The organism is Streptomyces sp. NPDC030222 (assembly GCF_055573115.1).
This window is the reverse complement of record NZ_JBVICA010000014.1, coordinates 1-16618: the sequence shown is the minus strand read 5'-3', so window position 1 is coordinate 16618 and position 16618 is coordinate 1. Positions and strand designations below refer to the sequence as shown.

The 16618-nt window shown below is 72.1% G+C and carries 14 protein-coding genes; 4 read left to right on the top strand and 10 right to left on the bottom strand.

The features are described 5' to 3' along the window. The first annotated feature begins 137 nt into the window (after positions 1 to 137). On the top strand, positions 138 to 1760 hold the full coding sequence (gene aceB, locus ACZ4Z5_RS20630; protein WP_468264749.1) for a malate synthase A: 1623 nt from the start codon (positions 138 to 140) through the stop codon (positions 1758 to 1760). A 123-nt stretch (positions 1761 to 1883) separates the two neighbouring features. Here aceB and ACZ4Z5_RS20625 read toward each other — a convergent pair whose 3' ends face one another. The 4 genes from ACZ4Z5_RS20625 to ACZ4Z5_RS20610 all read right to left on the bottom strand — a co-directional run bounded on the left by ACZ4Z5_RS20625 (position 1884) and on the right by ACZ4Z5_RS20610 (position 5138). After that, on the bottom strand, positions 1884 to 3119 hold the full coding sequence (locus ACZ4Z5_RS20625; protein ID WP_468265030.1) for an AI-2E family transporter: 1236 nt from the start codon (positions 3117 to 3119) through the stop codon (positions 1884 to 1886). 239 nt (positions 3120 to 3358) lie between these two features. Further along, on the bottom strand, positions 3359 to 3766 hold the full coding sequence (locus ACZ4Z5_RS20620; RefSeq protein ID WP_468264747.1) for a hypothetical protein: 408 nt from the start codon (positions 3764 to 3766) through the stop codon (positions 3359 to 3361). Positions 3767 to 4090: 324 nt separating this feature from the next. Next, positions 4091 to 4546 (bottom strand): transglycosylase SLT domain-containing protein, encoded by a 456-nt coding sequence (locus ACZ4Z5_RS20615; protein ID WP_468264745.1) that lies wholly within the window; start codon positions 4544 to 4546, stop codon positions 4091 to 4093. Positions 4547 to 4595: 49 nt separating this feature from the next. Beyond that, on the bottom strand, positions 4596 to 5138 hold the full coding sequence (locus tag ACZ4Z5_RS20610) for a fibronectin type III domain-containing protein (protein ID WP_468265028.1): 543 nt from the start codon (positions 5136 to 5138) through the stop codon (positions 4596 to 4598). 536 nt (positions 5139 to 5674) lie between these two features. On the opposite strand from ACZ4Z5_RS20610, the gene ACZ4Z5_RS20605 reads away from it, so the two are divergent. Next, positions 5675 to 6859: a GDSL-type esterase/lipase family protein gene (locus ACZ4Z5_RS20605; RefSeq protein WP_468264743.1), complete on the top strand. Its 1185-nt coding sequence runs from the start codon at positions 5675 to 5677 to the stop codon at positions 6857 to 6859. 58 nt (positions 6860 to 6917) lie between these two features. Here ACZ4Z5_RS20605 and ACZ4Z5_RS20600 read toward each other — a convergent pair whose 3' ends face one another. Together ACZ4Z5_RS20600 and ACZ4Z5_RS20595 are read right to left on the bottom strand one after the other, a co-directional pair. Further along, the gene (locus ACZ4Z5_RS20600) at positions 6918 to 7136 is read right to left on the bottom strand and encodes a hypothetical protein (protein ID WP_468264741.1); all 219 of its coding nucleotides are present in this window, start codon (positions 7134 to 7136) and stop codon (positions 6918 to 6920) included. Between the two features lie 135 nt (positions 7137 to 7271). Continuing rightward, a complete protein-coding gene (locus ACZ4Z5_RS20595; RefSeq protein WP_468264739.1) occupies positions 7272 to 9482 on the bottom strand; it encodes a hypothetical protein in 2211 nt (736 codons plus the stop codon). 297 nt (positions 9483 to 9779) lie between these two features. Here ACZ4Z5_RS20595 and ACZ4Z5_RS20590 point away from each other — a divergent pair, with 297 nt between their 5' ends. Both ACZ4Z5_RS20590 and ACZ4Z5_RS20585 read left to right on the top strand, forming a co-directional pair. Beyond that, positions 9780 to 10364: a hypothetical protein gene (locus ACZ4Z5_RS20590; RefSeq protein WP_468264737.1), complete on the top strand. Its 585-nt coding sequence runs from the start codon at positions 9780 to 9782 to the stop codon at positions 10362 to 10364. A gap of 95 nt (positions 10365 to 10459) precedes the next feature. After that, positions 10460 to 11065 (top strand): 3'-5' exonuclease, encoded by a 606-nt coding sequence (locus ACZ4Z5_RS20585; protein WP_468264735.1) that lies wholly within the window; start codon positions 10460 to 10462, stop codon positions 11063 to 11065. A gap of 141 nt (positions 11066 to 11206) precedes the next feature. Here the strand turns inward: ACZ4Z5_RS20585 and ACZ4Z5_RS20580 are convergent, their stop codons facing one another. The 4 genes from ACZ4Z5_RS20580 to ACZ4Z5_RS20565 all read right to left on the bottom strand — a co-directional run bounded on the left by ACZ4Z5_RS20580 (position 11207) and on the right by ACZ4Z5_RS20565 (position 16395). Continuing rightward, positions 11207 to 11575: a DUF742 domain-containing protein gene (locus ACZ4Z5_RS20580; RefSeq protein ID WP_468264733.1), complete on the bottom strand. Its 369-nt coding sequence runs from the start codon at positions 11573 to 11575 to the stop codon at positions 11207 to 11209. Between the two features lie 3 nt (positions 11576 to 11578). Beyond that, on the bottom strand, positions 11579 to 12001 hold the full coding sequence (locus tag ACZ4Z5_RS20575; RefSeq protein WP_468264731.1) for a roadblock/LC7 domain-containing protein: 423 nt from the start codon (positions 11999 to 12001) through the stop codon (positions 11579 to 11581). After that, positions 11994 to 14765, bottom strand: a complete 2772-nt coding sequence (locus ACZ4Z5_RS20570) for a sensor histidine kinase (RefSeq protein WP_468264729.1) — start codon at positions 14763 to 14765, stop codon at positions 11994 to 11996. Before ACZ4Z5_RS20570 ends, ACZ4Z5_RS20575 begins: the two co-directional genes overlap by 8 nt. A gap of 226 nt (positions 14766 to 14991) precedes the next feature. Further along, entirely contained in the window at positions 14992 to 16395 is a 1404-nt protein-coding gene (locus ACZ4Z5_RS20565; RefSeq protein WP_468264727.1) for a nucleobase:cation symporter-2 family protein, read from the bottom strand. Positions 16396 to 16618: the final 223 nt, after the last annotated feature.

The following is a 16618-nucleotide window of genomic DNA, read 5'->3' as shown; positions in this document are numbered from 1 at the left end:
AGGAAACTACTATCCACAGCTCAGAAGTACCCGAGATCCCAGACGGCGCCCGCAGCCCGCGTCCCGGAGTTCCGGCACCGAGTGCCGGCACCGGTGACGACGGCCGCACGGCACCGCCGCCGAAGGAGTGACAGCTCATGTCCGCACCAGCGCCGTCCCCGCTGGCCGTCGTCGTCGATGCCGCGCCGCTGCCCCGGCAGGAGGAGGTGCTCACGGACGCGGCCCTGGCCTTCGTGGCCGAGCTGCACCGGTTGTTCACGCCCCGGCGTGACGACCTCCTGGCCCGCCGTGCGGAGCGCCGCGCCGAGATCGCCCGCACCTCCACGCTGGACTTCCTTCCCGAGACCGCCCACATCCGTGAGGACGAGTCCTGGCGGGTCGCGCCCGCCCCGGCCGCGCTCAACGACCGTCGCGTGGAGATCACCGGTCCGACCGACCGCAAGATGACCGTCAACGCCCTGAACTCGGGCGCGCGGGTCTGGCTCGCCGACTTCGAGGACGCCTCCGCCCCCACCTGGGAGAACGTGGTCCTCGGGCAGCTCAACCTGATCGACGCCTACGAGCGCCGCATCGACTTCACCTCGCCGCAGGGGAAGACGTACGCCCTGAAGCCCGCGGAGGAGCTCGCCACCGTCGTGATGCGCCCGCGCGGCTGGCATCTGGAAGAGCGGCACCTGCGCGTCGCGGGGCGTGCCGTCCCGGGGGCGCTCGTGGACTTCGGTCTGTACTTCTTCCACAACGCCAGGCGCCTCGTCGACCTCGGCAAGGGCCCGTACTTCTACCTCCCGAAGACCGAGTCGCACCTGGAGGCCCGCCTCTGGAACGACATCTTCGTCTTCGCACAGGACTACGTCGGCCTCCCGCAGGGCACCGTCCGCGCCACCGTCCTCATCGAGACGATCACAGCCGCGTACGAGATGGAGGAGATCCTCTACGAGCTGCGGCACCACGCCGCCGGTCTCAACGCGGGCCGCTGGGACTACCTGTTCTCCATCGTCAAGAACTTCCGTGACGCCGGGCCCGCGTTCGTCCTCCCGGACCGCAACGCGGTCACGATGACAGCCCCGTTCATGCGCGCGTACACCGAACTCCTGGTCCGCACCTGCCACAAGCGCGGCGCCCACGCGATCGGCGGCATGGCGGCGTTCATCCCGTCCCGCAAGGACGCCGAGGTCAACAGGGTCGCGTTCGAGAAGGTCAAGGCGGACAAGGACCGCGAGGCCGCGGACGGCTTCGACGGCTCCTGGGTCGCCCACCCCGACCTCGTGCCCATCGCGATGGCTTCGTTCGACGCGGTGCTCGGCGACAAGCCCAACCAGAAGGACCGTCTGCGCGAGGACGTCCACGTCTCGGCCGCCGACCTCGTCGACATCGCCTCCCTTGAGGCCCATCCGACCTACGAAGGGCTGCGCAACGCCGTCCAGGTCGGCATCCGCTACATCGAGGCCTGGCTCCGCGGTCTCGGTGCGGTCGCCATCTTCAACCTCATGGAGGACGCGGCCACCGCCGAGATCTCCCGTTCCCAGATCTGGCAGTGGATCAACGCCGGCGTCGTGTTCGACAACGGCGAGCGGGCCACCCCCGAACTCGCCCGCCGGGTCGCGGCCGAGGAGCTGGCGGCGATCCGCGCCGAGACCGGCGAGGAGGCCTTCGCCGCCGGGAAGTGGCAGCAGGCCCACGACCTGCTGCTGCACGTCGCCCTCGACACCGACTACGCGGACTTCCTCACCCTCCCCGCCTACGAACAGCTGGACGGCTGACCGCACAGCAGCCGCCCCTGCCATCTCGGCCCCGCCCCGCTGAACGCACCGTCCCGGGCGCGGGGCCGCCCCGCTGAAGGCACCGCTTCAGGGCGGGCCGGTCCGGTCGGCCGGTGCACGCCCTCACGGCGACAGAGCCCCGCCCGCCCGTCCCTCCGCCGTCCCGTGCGCGGGCCCGCCGGCGACATGCGGTGCCTCCGCCACGGGGTCGGGCGGACGCCGGAGCGCGAGGTAGACCGACCAGAGCACGGAGACCAGCGGGACCGCCACGGCCGCACCCAGCACGCCCGCCGCGAGCGCGCCGCCGACGACGCTCAGGGCGACCACCACGGGGTGGAGCCGGACGGCCCAGCTCATCACGACGGGGTGCAGCACATGCCCCTCGATCTGCCCGATCACCACGATCAGCGCGACGACCACGGCCGCGACGACCGGCCCCTTCGTCGCCAGGGCCACTACCGCGGCCACCGCGAGGGCGATCGGTGAGCCGATCAGCGGGATGAAGGCCGCGAAGAACTCCAGGAGCGCCAGGGGGACGGCCAGCGGCACCTCCAGGACGACGAGCGCGATGCCGACGAGGATGGCGTTGGTCGCCGCGACCAGCACGATGCCGCGGGTGTACCCGGTGAACGTCGACCAGGCCGCGCGCCCCCCGGTGTCCATCCGCTCCCGGGCGTGGTGTGGCAGCTGGCGGCAGAACCAGGACCACTGCCGGTCGCCCGAGTGGACGAAGAAGACGGAGCAGAACAGCGCCAGGGCCAGCACGGTGACGATCTCGACGAGCCGGCCCGCGCCACTGAGCGCCTTGCTGATCAGCGCGGTCCGGTGGCCGGACAGATACGCGCCGATGCGCGACTGGATGTCGCCGAGCGCACTGGGGTCCAGCCGGAACGGCGGCTTCTCGAGCCAGCGCTCGATCGTGTCGATGCCGTCGGCGAACTCCCTCTCGAGTGTCTGCGTCTGCCCCGCGATGCTCGCCCCCACGAGGGCGAAGATCCCGAAGACGACGACGACGCTCCCCACCAGCACCACGGTCACCGCGAGCGGACGCGGAACCAGTCGCGCCAGGAGGTCCGCGAGAGGCCGGAGCAGAGCGGTGGCGACCAGCCCCAGGAACACGGCGATGGCCAGCTCGTGGAACCGCCCGAGGACGGAGAACACGGCGTACACGACCACACCCACCGCGAGCAGCCGCCAGGCGTAGGCGGCGGCCGCGCGGAGCACCCGCGGAACGAGCTCCTCGGTACCGCCCAGCCCGTCGGCGGGCGGCCCACCGCCCGGCGGCTCCGCCTCCTGTGCGGCTCCGGCGGCCGACGCGCCGGGCGCCGGACCGGCGCGGCGACGGTCACCGCGCGACATGCGCGCACCGCGCAGCCAGGGCCACGGCCGCGGTTCGGAGGCCGAACCGTCCCGCTGCGCATCCGATCGCCGGGGCATGGGCGCCGCGCCTTCCCCGCTCGCCGGTACCTGCTCCCGGGCTCAGCGGACGTACAGGGGGTACTCGTACGTCCTTGGTGCTATCACCGCGGTCCGCTCCTCGAACGTCTCCTCGGCAACATTCGCCCGAAGGACGTGCGGCACGCTGCGGCCCGGATGCGTCAGCGGTTGAACCAGGCCTCGCCCTCGGCCGAGGCGAAGGATCCTGCGACGGCGATGGCGATCGCCAGCCCCGGGACGGCGGTCAGTCCGCCACCCGAGAAGATGGTGACCACGGCCCCGATGGCCGTGAGGACCTCGACGATGATCACGGTCATGCGGACCCAGCCGTACCGGCGGGACGCCGGCACCCCGGACGCGATCAACGCGGCGGCGGCCAGAAAGCCCAGGAACGCGAAGGTGCGCAGTATCCCGGCACCCTCGTCCCGGCCGTGCTCGATGTTGTCGCCGACGAGGGCGAGGACGAGTACCGCCGCCAGGACGTTCATCACTCCCTGGAACCACACGCCCACGAGGGCGAATCTGACCTTGCTCGGCATGCGCTCGGGTATTGCCTGATTGCGTGTCATATCCGCTCCCCCCCAAGGCGGGCAGGGGAAGGACGGACACCTGCGGACCCACTGTCAACGGCGCGGTCCGAGCCACCCGGGGACGGTCGGACCGCTTGCCTGGCGGACCGCTCGCCGGCGGACCGTTTGCCGGCCGGACCGCTTGCCGGCCGGTCGGGGGCCGGTGGAGTCCGGGGCGGTGGGGCCGAACTCGGGCCGCATCGGGAGCCCGGTCCGCCGCGGACCGCCCGTCGAACGGCCCCGCCCCTCCGAGCCGCCCCGACCGTCCGAGCCGCCCCGACCGTCCGAGCGGCCACGGCCGCTCAGCGGATCGTGCCCGTTCGATCAGTAGGCGGAGTTCACATTGTCGATGGACCCGTAGCGCTGGGCCGCGTAATTACATGCAGCCGTAATGTTCGCAATTGGGTCATAGATGTCCCAAGACGTACCACCTACGTGGTATGTCCGAAATGTGGGGTCAATGACCTGCATGAGCCCCTTGGACGGAATGCCCTTTTTTGCATTTGAATCCCAGAGATTGATGGCATAGACATCGCCGCTCGACTCACGCATGAGGTTCCGGTGGATCCCGTTATAGCTGCCGGGAATTCCATTCGCCTTCATCACGATGAGCGCGTGCTTGATCCAGGAGTCAATCTGCTGCTGACTGGCGGGAGTTGCGGAGGCCGGCGTCGGCATGACGGCGGCGTTCACACCGAAGAGAACAGCGGCGGCGACAGCGCCGCCCGCGAGCTGCCTGGCGACCGAGGACTTCATTTTCGGGAGAACGGAAAGACGCATGACGCCGCCCTTTCACAGGATTCGTCGGAGGGGTCCCATGCAAGGCGGTTCATCTGGGAATGGGAATTTCCGCCAGGGGTGCTCCAAGCATCCGAATGAAGGGCTTCCACAGCAAGACCCAATTCTGTGATTGCTGCCACAAAGGGTCTGAATCAAGCAGAACCACCTTGTCGTGACTTCTACAGACGGAGCGGATCTTGCATGGCGATGTCGGACATGCCCCTACAGGACGACCACGGTGTGCCGGGCCGGGAAGTCGCCCCACGCATTCACCGCACGACGGCCGTCCCCACGGGCGCGCGACGACGTCGGCCGGGTGGGCACGCCGCGGCCCTCCGGTGTCCGCCCCGGCATGGTGGCGGACACGACGGGCCCGGCCCCGGAGAGGTTCCCTGCCGCGTCGCGCCCGGACGGTGAAGCCGTAGACGTTCCCGGGTGACAGCCGGTCGATGTCGACCATGTGTCCGGCGGCGGAAACCGACGCGACCACGGTCCCGCTCTCGTGGACCTCGTAGCCGGTGACCGCCTCATTGCCGGAGGCCGGCTCCCACATCACATGCACCGAGGCCGCACTGCCGGCCCGTGCGGTCACACCGGCCGGCACGGGCGGGCTCTCGCCGCCTCACTCCCCGCTGCCGCAGTAGGCGACCAGGGGAGTTGCGCAACAGACGAACGCTGCGGCCGCGCAACGGCGTTGCATGTCCGACCTCCATGAAATACAGGATCGGTCCAGACCCGTATCCCGTGGCCCGACGGCCCCGCCAAGACGACGGAACACCTTGGACGCCCCCGGCCCGTCCCGGTGGTGAGTGTCCGTCAACAGCCCCTGATTGCCGCTCACGTGAGCATGTGACGCCTGAACGTCCGTACGAGTCCGCAGGCGGACACGCCACAGCCGGCGTTCGGGCGGTGCCCCGTACGGACGCCCCATACCCCTCGTCCATCCGGCGACCGAAAATCGCCCGTGCCCGCGTGACGAAAAAGAGACCTGCACCTACCTAGCGGTAACAAGCGGCGCTGTGCCACATTCCCGCATGCCACCGGCCGGCGGCCCCCACATCGTTACGCCACATCGCCTGGAGATCGGCTGAATCCCGATCCGGCGTGGCCGACCGCAGGAGTTCCGTCGTGACCGGATTCCGCACCACGCGCGTGTTCCCCACGCGCCACAGACAGACAGGGCGCCTCGTCTCCCTCGCACTGCCGCTCGCGCTCGTGGCCGCTGCCACCGCGGGAACGGGCACGGCCGTGGCGGGTCCCTCGTCGGGGCCCACCGCGATCGTGTCCATGGGGGACAGCTACATCTCGGGTGAGGCGGGCCGCTGGCAGGGTAACAGCCTCACCAACAGCGGCAGCCGCGACGGCACCGACCGGGCGTGGACCGGGAGCGGTTACGACCCGGCGCTGGTGTACGGGACGACGGCCTCGAACGGCTGCCACCGCTCCGACTCGGCCGAGGTGCGCAGCGCCACGGGAACCGCCGAGAAGCTGATCAACATCGCGTGCTCCGGCGCCGTGACGCAGAACGTGTTCCGTGCGGTGAACGGCGGTGTCGCCTACAAGGGCGAGGCGCCGCAGGCGGACCAGCTCGCCGCCATCGCCGCCGCGAACGACGTGAAGGTCGTCGCCCTGTCGATCGGCGGGAACGACCTGGGGTTCGCCGACGTCATCCGTGCCTGCGCGACCGACTACATCGTCTGGTACTCGTACTGCCACGACGACCAGCAGACGGCCGTCGACATGAAGATCGACGGAGTGATGGCGAACGTCGGCAAGGCCGTCGACGAGATCCGCGCCGTGATGGCCGCCGCGGGGTACTCGTCGTCGGCGTACCGGATCGTGCTCCAGTCGTACCCCTCGCCCATTCCGCGCGCCGCGGAGAACCGCTACCCGGAGAGCGGCTGGTCCCGCGTCAGCACCGGCGGATGCCCGTTCTGGAACCTGGACGCGGACTGGGCCCGTGACTCCCTGACGCCGCAGCTCGCCGGCCGGCTCAAGGCGGTGGCCGCGGCGAAGGGCGTGCAGTTCCTCGACCTGCGCGACGCGCTCCAGGGCCGTGAGGTGTGCGCGAAGAGCAGCAGGCTGGTGTCCGCCACGCAGCCTCCGTCCGGGGCGGCGAGCGAGTGGGCGCGCTGGATCGACAGCAACGGCACCCAGGGGCCGGTCCAGGAGTCCATGCACCCCAACTACTACGGACAGCTCGCCCAGGGCCGCTGTCTCACCCTCGTGTACGGCAGGACCACGGGTGACTTCGCATGCCGCAACACACCCGGCTCGGGCCCGTCCGCGATGTATCTGACCGCGCTCCCCTGATCACGCCGCTGCCCGAACGGCTCCGTCTCCTCCGCGGAGCCGTTCGGGCGACAGCGGGTCAGGGGGAGGATTGGACCCAGGTCTGCAGTGCGCCGCCGCGCCAGTCGAAGAGTTCCTCGTCGTCGAGCCGGATCGCGTCGGTGTCCGCTCCGGCCACCCGCAGGAACTCCACGATGTCGCTGGGCTTGAAGGCCCGGCCCAGGATCACTCCGTCGTAGCGCACCCTCCGGGCGCCCTCGTCGTCGGGCGGGTAGACGATCACACGGGGCTCGGCCATAGGTCCAGCGTCACGCGCGCCGGGCGGGCCCGCATCCGCAGCACCGCGCGGTGCGGGGCACGACCCGCTGCTCACGACCGGGCAGGCGTCAGGTCGGCAGACGTCATCTCGACAGACGTCACGTCGGCAGACGGCCTAGCGGCGCTTCCGCCGCTTCACGGCCGGCCTCCGCGGCCGGTCGCCGCGGTGTGCCAGTGCCTGGAGGGCGCGGTTCGCGGCCGTGGCCACCTGGGGGTCCCCGTGCTCGGCGCGCAGGGCGGCCAGGATCCTGGACGCCGCGTGCGGGTCGGCGGTGACGAGGTCCGTGATCAGGGTGGCCGGGCCGCCCGGCCAGGAGGCCGCCGCATCGTCGAAGGCTGAGAGAAGGAAGACTGAACGGCTGTGGGGCAGGGACAGTTCCTCGTCCGCGGCTTCCCTCCGGGCGGACAGCACGCTCGCGCGTCCGTCCGCCCGCCAGCGGTCGGTGAGCCGGTCGAGGGTCCAGGTGGCCCGTGCCGATCGGGGGACGAGGCGGGCGTCCGCGGCCTCGCCGCGGGCCCGTAGGGATTCCTGTGCGCAGGCGCCGATCACCGGGTCGGTGAGGGCGTCCTGCAGGGCTTCGACGGGAGCGCCCGCGGTGTCGAGGGCGTGGAACAGTTCGCGGGTGCCGGAGGCTTCGAAGGTACCGTGGTGGACGGAGCCGATGGCGGTGAGGAGTTCGCGCCAGGCCTCGGCGCTGTCCCCTCGGGCCCGCAGCCATCCGGCGAGCGCGGGCGCGGCGGCGTACTGGGACCAGCCCTCGGCCGCCGCGACCAGGGTCTCGGCGCTCCAGGAGGCGACGGCTCCGCCGTCGGGTGCCTCGATGTGGCGGGCGGTCAGGAGGTAGCGGAGCACGGCCGCGCCGAGAGGGGTGAGGCCGAACGCGTCGCCGGTGCGGAACACCATGCCGGTCTCCGCGAGCCGGTCGACGACGGCGGCGAGCGGCCGTGCGTCCGCGTCGAGGCGGTCACGATCCCCTTCGTCCAGGTCCGGAAGTCCGAACAGTTCGGACAACTGCTGGGGGGACGGGGTCTCGTAGGCGCCGGGCGCCTCGTCGGGAACGGATACGGGGACGTCCTCCAGGGCCGGTGCGATGTCCCAGGAGCCGTACTCCCCCGCTTTGCGCGCGATGGATTCGGGGAGACAGCCGCGCTGGTAGACGGCGTACAGGAGGTGCGGGGCCTCGGCGGCGAACCTGTCGCCCGTCCCGGGGTTCTGCTGGAGCTGTTCGACCACGGCGGCGAGGACGTCGGCGGCCAGCTCGGTGAACTCTCCCGGCGAACCGTCGGTCCAGACCGTCGCGGCAGGCCCTGGGCGTGATGGCTCCCCGTTCCCGGACGGGGCGAGGAACCCGCAGGCCTCGGCGAGTGCGAGTACGTCGTCACCGCCCGGGCCCGCGCCCTGCGCCGTGGCCGCGGCGAGTGCGGACGGGAGCGGCGCGGCGCGCAGCAGCCCGGGGATCTCGTCCGGGGCGGGGAGTGCCGGCGGGGGCGGGGTGGGCACCGCGGAGTCGCTGTAGTAGTCGAGGTGCTGGTCGAGGAGGGTGTCGGCCAGGACGAGGTGCGGGAACGCCTCCGGGCCGGGGGCGAGATGGGCGTAGGGCCCGGCCAGCGCTTCCAGGAGTCCCGCGGCGGTCCAGCGGTCCGACAGCGAGGCCGCGATGTCCCGCAGCCCGCTGTGGAGTTCGCCGCCCCGCGCCCGCAGGTCCAGGAGGCGACCGGCCGGCGAGGGCGTCTGCTCGTCGCGGACGATCGCCGCCAGCAGCGCCTCGGCCAGGACGGCCTGCGCCACGGCGGTCCGGCCCATGAGATCCGAGCGGTGCATGGTGCCGGGCAGGGCGGGACGCCCGGCACCGGGGACGCGGTCGTGGGCGGCGAGCCAGTCCAGGACGGCGGCGGGGTCGTCGCCGTCGACGCCGTCCGCCCGCAGCAGCGCGGCGTACCAGCGCGGCCAGGTCAGATTGCCGGGGTCCGTCATGGCCCGCTCGAAGTCGGGCACGGTGGCCTCGACCGCCGTGACCAGTCGGTCCAGGCGTTTGGCGTTGAGCCGGCCGGCCTCGCGGACCCGGTCGGCGAGCGCGGTGAGGACGGCGGGGAAGAGGGGGAGTTCGTCGGGGGTCGCGCAGACGTGGGCGGGCACATCTTCGAGCAACAGGTGGCGGACGAGGTCCGGGGTGGGCTCGGGGAGCCCGGTTCTGCGGTCCGCGCCGCGCAGGGCGAGCAGGAACAGGACGGCGTCCGCTACGCGCCGGGAGGAGGGGGCGCGGAGGTCCGGGGTGCCGGCGAGGAACGCGTCGAGTCCGGTGTTGATCAGAACGGTCTCATCCACCCTTCCCAGCGTAGTGTCGGCCGGCCACGGAACCGGAGTACCCGGGGACGGTCCCCTCCATCGGGGTACGCCCTCGGATCCATCGGTGTACGCCCGCGGAGCGTGCTCCTCCTCCCGGTGGCTTCGCACCCCCGAGGCACGGGGGCGGTGGCCGGTGAGCGCCGCTTGATGCCGTGCGCCCGTACGCGCCCTCGTGGGACGGCTGCCGGGCCCATAGCTTCGCTGTCGGCAACGCCGTTGTCAGTGGGGGCTGCTTCACTGAAGTCGTCACACTCCGTCACCAACCAAGGGGGGAAGATGACGGATCGTACAACTGTGTCCGGGGCGCGGCGACGGCCGCGCTTTGTGTCGCTGACCGGGCTGCGGCAGCGCGGGTGGACCGATGCGATGGTGCGCGAACTGCTCGGGGAGCCGGATGTGCGCAGACGACATCCGGTGCGGCGGGCCGCACCCCAGTGGCTGTACTCGGTCTCCCGGGTGGAGGCGGTCGAGGCGAGCGAGCCGTTCCTGGCGCGGCACGAGTCGGGAGTCCGCAAGGCGATCGCGGAGCGCAGACGGCAGGCGGTCCTGGCGACGATCCGCGCCGAGCCGCTCCATGTGCCGCGGCTCGGGGAGGAGGCGCTGGCCGCGCGGGCGTCCCGGCACGGCGGCCCGCCACCGGAGCAGACCGGGGACGACGCCCGGGCCGCGCTGATCCGCAGAGAGGTCGACTACTTGCGGTACGCACTCTCGCGGTACGACCGCCTGCTCGACGGTCTGGACGCGTCCGTGGGGCGGGCCGAGGCGGAGGCACTGCTCCGGGAGCGCGTCTACGCGGCCATCGCTGGGGCGTACCCGTCCCTCGCGGCGGAGTGCCGGAGGAGGGCGCCCGGGATGTCGTAAGTGGCGGGCGCCGTACGGGCGGGAGTGACCGTCGGCCGGGGCGGGCGCCGAAATGGGTGCGCGCCCCGGGCGGGCAGCCTGGCATGCTCACAACCGTGACAACAAGCAAAGGCAGGATCAAACCCAGTCTCTACATCTCCGTGGACATCGAGGCCGACGGCCCGATCCCGGGGCCCTATTCGATGATCAGCATCGGCGCGGCGGTGGCCGGGCGCCAGGACGGGGAGAGGTATGTCGCGGCCGACCCCGAGAAGCAGACGTTCTACCGGGAGCTGTGCCCGATCAGTGACACGTACGACCCGGCGGCGCTCGCGGTGAGCGGACTCGACCGGGACCGGCTGCTCGCCGAAGGGGGCGACCCCGCCGAGGTCATGGCGGAGTTCACCGCCTGGGTGCAGGAGGTCGGCGCCGGGGCGCAGCCGGTGATGTGCGGGTATCCGGCCTCGTACGACTGGACGTTCCTGTACTGGTACCTGATCCGGTTCACCGGCGGGAGCCCGTTCGGCCACTCCGGCTGCATGGACATGAAGACGCTCTACGCGACCAAGGCGGGACTGCCGCTGCGGGCCGTCGTGAAGGGCAGGATGCCCCGCGAGCTGCTGTCGCGCCGACGGCACACCCATCATGCACTGGACGACGCGATCGAACAGGCCGAGCTGTTCGGCAACCTCATGCGCTGGGATCCCTCGGCCGCCGGGTGAGCCGCCACCGGCCTCCGCCGGACAGCCGGACCCCGCCTGCGACGGGTGGACGGTCCGCCGTAGCCTTCCACCGGTCGGGCATGCAGCCCGGTCCGGACGACCTGGGCCGGGGCCGGGGCCGGGGCCGGGGCCGGGGCCGGGTTACAACGCCTTGAGCCGTTCCACGATTTCGCGCAGCAGCTCCGGATCGTCGATCCCCGCTCCGGTCGCCGGCGGGGAGATGCGCACCAGTCCGGCCTCGACCAGATCCACCAGCAGCACCCGGACGACCGTGACCGGCAGGTCCGCGTCCGCCGCGATCTCGGCGACCTCCCGCGGCCCCCGGCCCACCAGGTCCAGCAGGGCACTGCGGGCGTGGTCGAGCGGCGGTGCGGCGCCGGCCGTTTCCAGGGCCGTGACGTACGACAGCAGGTCGATGCTGTGCTCCGCGACCGGACGGGTCCGGCCCCGGGTCACGGTGTACGGCCGCACCAGCGGGCCGGACTCGTCCTCGTACCAGTGGTCGCTCACGGGCTACGCGTCGGTGGCCTCGGCAGTCGAGCGCGAGGGCACGGCCATGTGCCGGCCCACCCGCCTGACCAGCAGGGACATTTCGTGGGCGAGCTGCCCGACGTCCGTCTCGATGTCGGAAAGCACGGCCAGCCGGCTGCCGTCGCCGGCCGGTGTGACGAAGAGGTAGGCGTCCTCCAGCATCACCATCGTCTGGCGGACGTTCCCCGCCTCGAAACGGGAACCGACCTCCTTGGCGAGGCTGTGGAAGCCGGCACAGACCGCCGAGAGGTGCTCGATGTCCTTGCGGCCCATGCCTTCGGACGCGCTGATGGCCAGACCGTCGGCCGTGAGCAGGACCGCCTGGCGGACGTGGTCGGTGCGGGCCAGCAGGTCGTCGAGGAGCCAGCCGAGGTCCGACTGGTCGTCATGGCGTTCCTCAGACATCGTCGTCCGTCCCTTCGTCGATCGTGCGGGTGCGTCGCGGCGTGTCGCCGGGTGAGGCCTGGGCGACGGGTTCGCCGCTGCGGCCCCGGTCGAGTCCCCGCTGGAAGGCACCGAAGATCGAACGCATCTCCTCCGGGGTCGTCTCCTTGACCGGCGGCTCGGCCGCGGCAGGCGGCGCGCCGCGCAGCGGGGCGGCCAGGGACGCCTGGCGCACCCGGGTGGGCAGGGGTCGCACGGGCGGCTGTGCTTCCGCGGGCTGCGGGGAGCCGGAGGTCTCCTGCGCGTCCGGCTGCTTCCGGGCACGTTCATGGACCGGCGGGACGCCCGGATCCGATACCGGCACCGGATCGGGCTCCGGACCACGGACCGGTCGTGTGCCGGGCGCGGGGTCCACGACAGGCCCGGGAACGGGGTCGGCGGCCCGGCCGCGAACGGCGTCCCCGACCGGCTCGGCAACGGGCGCGGCGTCGGCGTGCGTTCCGCTGCCGGGCACTGCCTCCGCGACGGGGGCCGGGGCCGGGGCGGCTGCCATGTCGCGCCCGGTCACCGCGCCGAGGGTGGCTTCCGCGCGCGAACCGTCGGCCACGGTCGGGGCGGCGGCCGCGACCGGGGTGGCGGCCGGAACCGGGGTGCCGGCCGGGACCGCGACCGGGAGCACGTCGTGGCCGGCGTCGTCGCCGGTTTCCGGGCCGGGAAGCGTGTCCCGACGCGGGACATCCCCCGGCACCTGGTGCCGCACCGTGCCCTCCGGCGAGCGCCGGGGAGCCGGGGCCACGGCTTCGAGCGGGGCGGACACCGCCGGGGTCACCCGCTGCTCACCGGCCGGCCCGGCCGCGGCCGCGGGACCGGCGGCCACGGGACCGGTGGAGCCGGGCACCGCCTGCTCGACGGGGGCCAGCAGCGAGTGCGGCAGCAGCAGCACCGCCGTGGTGCCGCCGTACGGCGAGCGGGTGAGCGTCACATCGATGCCGTGCCGGGCGGCGAGCCGCCCCACGACGTACAGGCCGAGCCGTTCGTCCTGCACCGGGTCGAAGTCACCGGGCCGGGTCAGCGTCCGGTGTGCCTGGTCCAGTTCCTCGGCGTTCATACCGAGGCCGCGGTCGTCGATCTCCAGCACGAAGCCGTTGCGGGCCTCGCCGGTGCGCATCGTGACCTGGGTGTGCGGCGGGGAGAACACCGTGGCGTTCTCGACGAGTTCGGCGATCAGGTGCACCACGTCGGCCACCGCTTCCGCGGCCACTCCCACCGACGGCATCGGGGGCACCACGACCCTGGTGTAGTCCTCGATCTCGCCCACCGCGGCCGCGACGACGTCGACCACGGGCACCGGTCTGCGCCAGCGGCGACCGGGGGTGGCGCCGGAGAGGATGATCAGACCCTCGGCGTGGCGCCGCATCCGGGTGGTCAGATGGTCGATGCGGAAGAGGTCCTCGAGCGTGTCGGGGTCGGCCGTACGGCGTTCCAGGGTGTCGACGAGCTTCGCCTGACGGTGCACGAGCGCCTGGTTGCGGCGGGCGATGTTGAGCAGTACGGCGAAGACCCCGCGGCGCAGGGTCGCCTGCTTGACGGCCGCCTCGACGGCGGCGAGGCGGGCGGTGTTGAGTGCCTGTCCGACCTGTCCGATCTCGTCCAGGCCGTCCTCCGGGTCGCCGAAGTGCAGCGGCGGCGCGGCCTCGGCCGCATCGACCTCCTCGCCCGCGCCGAGCCGGGCCATGACCTCGGGCAGCTGACGGGCTGCCAGCACATCGGCAGCGTCCCGCAGTGCCTCCAGCCGGCGCGAGATGCGCCGTCCGCTGGCGACGGAGAACCCGATCGACAGGCCCACGGCGACGAGCCCTGCGCCGCCGACGACGGCCGCCTTCGTCATCTCGTCGTAGGCGAACTCGCGTCCGCGGTCGGCGGTGTTGAGCGCGGACTCCGTGCACAGCAGCATGTAGCGCTTGACGGCCCGGTCGGTCGTGGTCCGCCAGGACTCGGCGGCGATGGCCTCGGCGGCGTCGTCCGGGTCCGCCCGCAGCAGGGCGTCCTCGCCGTCGGTCAGCGCGCGGTATTCGGCACCCTGCTCGAACTCCGTGAACAGCCGACGGGAGTCCTCGGGAAGATCCGGTACATAGGTGCGGTGGAAGACCCGCCGGTCCTCGATGGTGCCGGTGAGCGCGTCGTACTGGCGGTCCGTGAGGCGGCCCGCCGCGCGCGCACCCGCCACGAGGGCGTCCTCGCGGGAGACGTACTCACGGACCCGCACCAGTTCGATGACGACCTGCGCCTCCCGCGCCAGGCGGCCGGCCTGGAGCGCGGTGAGGCTGGACTGGACGTCGAAGGTCGGTTCGACGATGCCGGTGTACGCGTCGACGGCACCGTCCCAGGAGATCTTCCGGGCCATCACGCGTTCGCGCAGCCCCTCCAGGCCGTCCGCGGCCTGGAGCATCATGTCGAGCGACTGCTTCTGGCGATCCGACAGGTCACCGCGCCGGTCCTGGTCGTTGATGGCGTCGCGCATGGCGGCGACGGCGCGGTCGGTGGACCGCTGCTGCTGGGTCAGTGCGGCCACCTCGGCCGAGCGGTCCCGGCTCCTGGTGCCGAGGTAGGCGGCGGAGAGGCGGCGTTCGATCTGGATCTGCCCGACGGCGGTGTCGACGGGGGTTCCGAACGCCTCGTAGACGCCCTGGAGTCGGATGAGGGCGCGCAGGTCGCCGGTGACGGACACCACGGCGAACGTCCACAGGGCCATGAGGGCGATGACCGGTATGACCGTCAGGGTCACGATCCGTCCGCGGATCGTGGGGCGGCGGAATCGCCGGAGCATGGTCTCCCCAGAACACATAGAGCAACTGATCGGCGGCGCTTACCCTCCGGTACGCGCAAGCTACGCGACGGGCCGGGGCTGCGCAACGTTTCTGGGGGTAGCAGGGGTTCCGGATCGCCCCCGGGTCCCTCGCCCCGTGCGGTGCCCCGTCCGCACGGTCCGCGGACGGGGGCACCGTGCCGTCTCAGTGGGTGAGAGCGGCGGCCGGTTCGGAGGAGGAGGCCCCGGAACTCCTCCGCGGTCCCAGGTGGTTGAACAGCACATTGAGCAGCACCGCGGCCACGCACCCCGTCGAGATGCCCGAGTCCAGAATGATCTTCGCGGTGCCCGGGAAGGCGTGGTAGAACTCCGGCTCCGTGATCGGGATGATGCCGACGGCCAGGGAAACTGCGACGATCATCACGTTGTCGCCCTTGTCCAGGCCCGCCTTGACCAGGGTCTGAATACCGCTCGCGGCGACCGAACCGAAGAGCACGACCCCCGCTCCGCCCAGCACCGGGCGCGGGACGACCGCGATCAGGGACGCCGCGACGGGGCACAGCCCCATCAGGACGAGGAACCCGCCCCCGACGGCGACCACGAAGCGGCTGCGGATGCGGGTCATGGCGACCAGCCCGATGTTCTGGGCGAAGGCGCTGCACATGAAACCGTTGAACAGCGGGCTCAGCGCGGAGCCGAGGGTGTCCGCACGCAGACCGGCCGCGATGGTCCGCTCGTCGGCGGGCCGTTCGACGATTTCCCCCAGGGCGAGCATGTCCGCGGTGGACTCGGTCATCGAGACGAGCATCACGACGCACATGGAGAGGGTCGCGGCGAGCGCGAACTGCGGCGCGCCGAAGTGGAAGGGCGTCGGGAAGCCGACGAGCCCCGCCTCGGCGACCGGGCCGAAGTCGGTGACGCCGAACGGCACGGCGACGACCGTGCCGATGACCAGCCCGAGCAGGACCGCGATCTGCTTGACGAACCCGCGGCTGAAACGCCGCAGCGCCAGGACGACGACCAGGGTGAGCGCGGCGAGCGACAGATGGGTCGTCGAACCGTATTCCGCCGCCGCGGGATCGGGGCCCTGGGCCCAGCGGAAGGCCACCGGCAGCAGCGACACACCGATGAGGGTGATGACCGTGCCGGTGACGACGGGCGGGAAGAAGCGGACGAGCCGGCTGAAGAACGGGGCGGCGAGGAAGCCCAGGAGGCCGGCGACGATGATCGCGCCGAAGATGACCGGCAGGGCGTCCGCCCTTTCGTCGGTCGTCTCGACGACGGCGAGCATCGGGGCCACACCGGCGAAGGTGACGCCGTTGACGAAGGGCAGCCGGGCGCCGATCCTCCAGACGCCGAGCGTCTGCAGGAAGGTGGCGAGGCCCGCGGTGAAGAGGCTCGCGCCGGTGAGGAAGGTGAGCTCGGTGCCCGAGAGGCCGACGGCGGAGCCGACGATCAGCGGTGGGGCCACCACTCCCGCGTACATCGCGGCCACGTGCTGCAGCCCGCTGGTGATCATCCTGAGCGGGGGCAGCGTCTCGTCGACCGGATGCCTCCCGCCGTCGGGGACCTCGCCTGCTTCGGTACGGACCTGGGGTTGTGCGGTCACAGCGGTTCCTCCGGTCGGGTGGCACGTCGGCGGTGACGTGGGTTTCAAGGAGGTGGTGCGCAAGCACGGGCACGGGCGCGGGCCTTGATGACACCAGCCGGTGATGACACGAGTCACCGGGGCGGGGGGGGGGTGCCGCAGGCGGTGAAACCCCCCCCCCCCGTCTGTGGCTCCCCCCTCTGTCGCCAAAAACCCCCGAGGGACGTACTCCCCCCCCCCCAAC

Bases quoted from the DNA above. Each gene is read 5' to 3' on its own strand.
- aceB (WP_468264749.1), top strand. From the start codon at position 138: ATGTCCGCACCAGCGCCGTCCCCGCTGGCCGTCGTCGTCGATGCCGCG.
- ACZ4Z5_RS20625 (WP_468265030.1), bottom strand. From the start codon at position 3,119: ATGTCGCGCGGTGACCGTCGCCGCGCCGGTCCGGCGCCCGGCGCGTCG.
- ACZ4Z5_RS20620 (WP_468264747.1), bottom strand. From the start codon at position 3,766: ATGACACGCAATCAGGCAATACCCGAGCGCATGCCGAGCAAGGTCAGA.
- ACZ4Z5_RS20615 (WP_468264745.1), bottom strand. From the start codon at position 4,546: ATGCGTCTTTCCGTTCTCCCGAAAATGAAGTCCTCGGTCGCCAGGCAG.
- ACZ4Z5_RS20600 (WP_468264741.1), bottom strand. From the start codon at position 7,136: ATGGCCGAGCCCCGTGTGATCGTCTACCCGCCCGACGACGAGGGCGCC.
- ACZ4Z5_RS20590 (WP_468264737.1), top strand. From the start codon at position 9,780: ATGACGGATCGTACAACTGTGTCCGGGGCGCGGCGACGGCCGCGCTTT.
- ACZ4Z5_RS20575 (WP_468264731.1), bottom strand. From the start codon at position 12,001: ATGTCTGAGGAACGCCATGACGACCAGTCGGACCTCGGCTGGCTCCTC.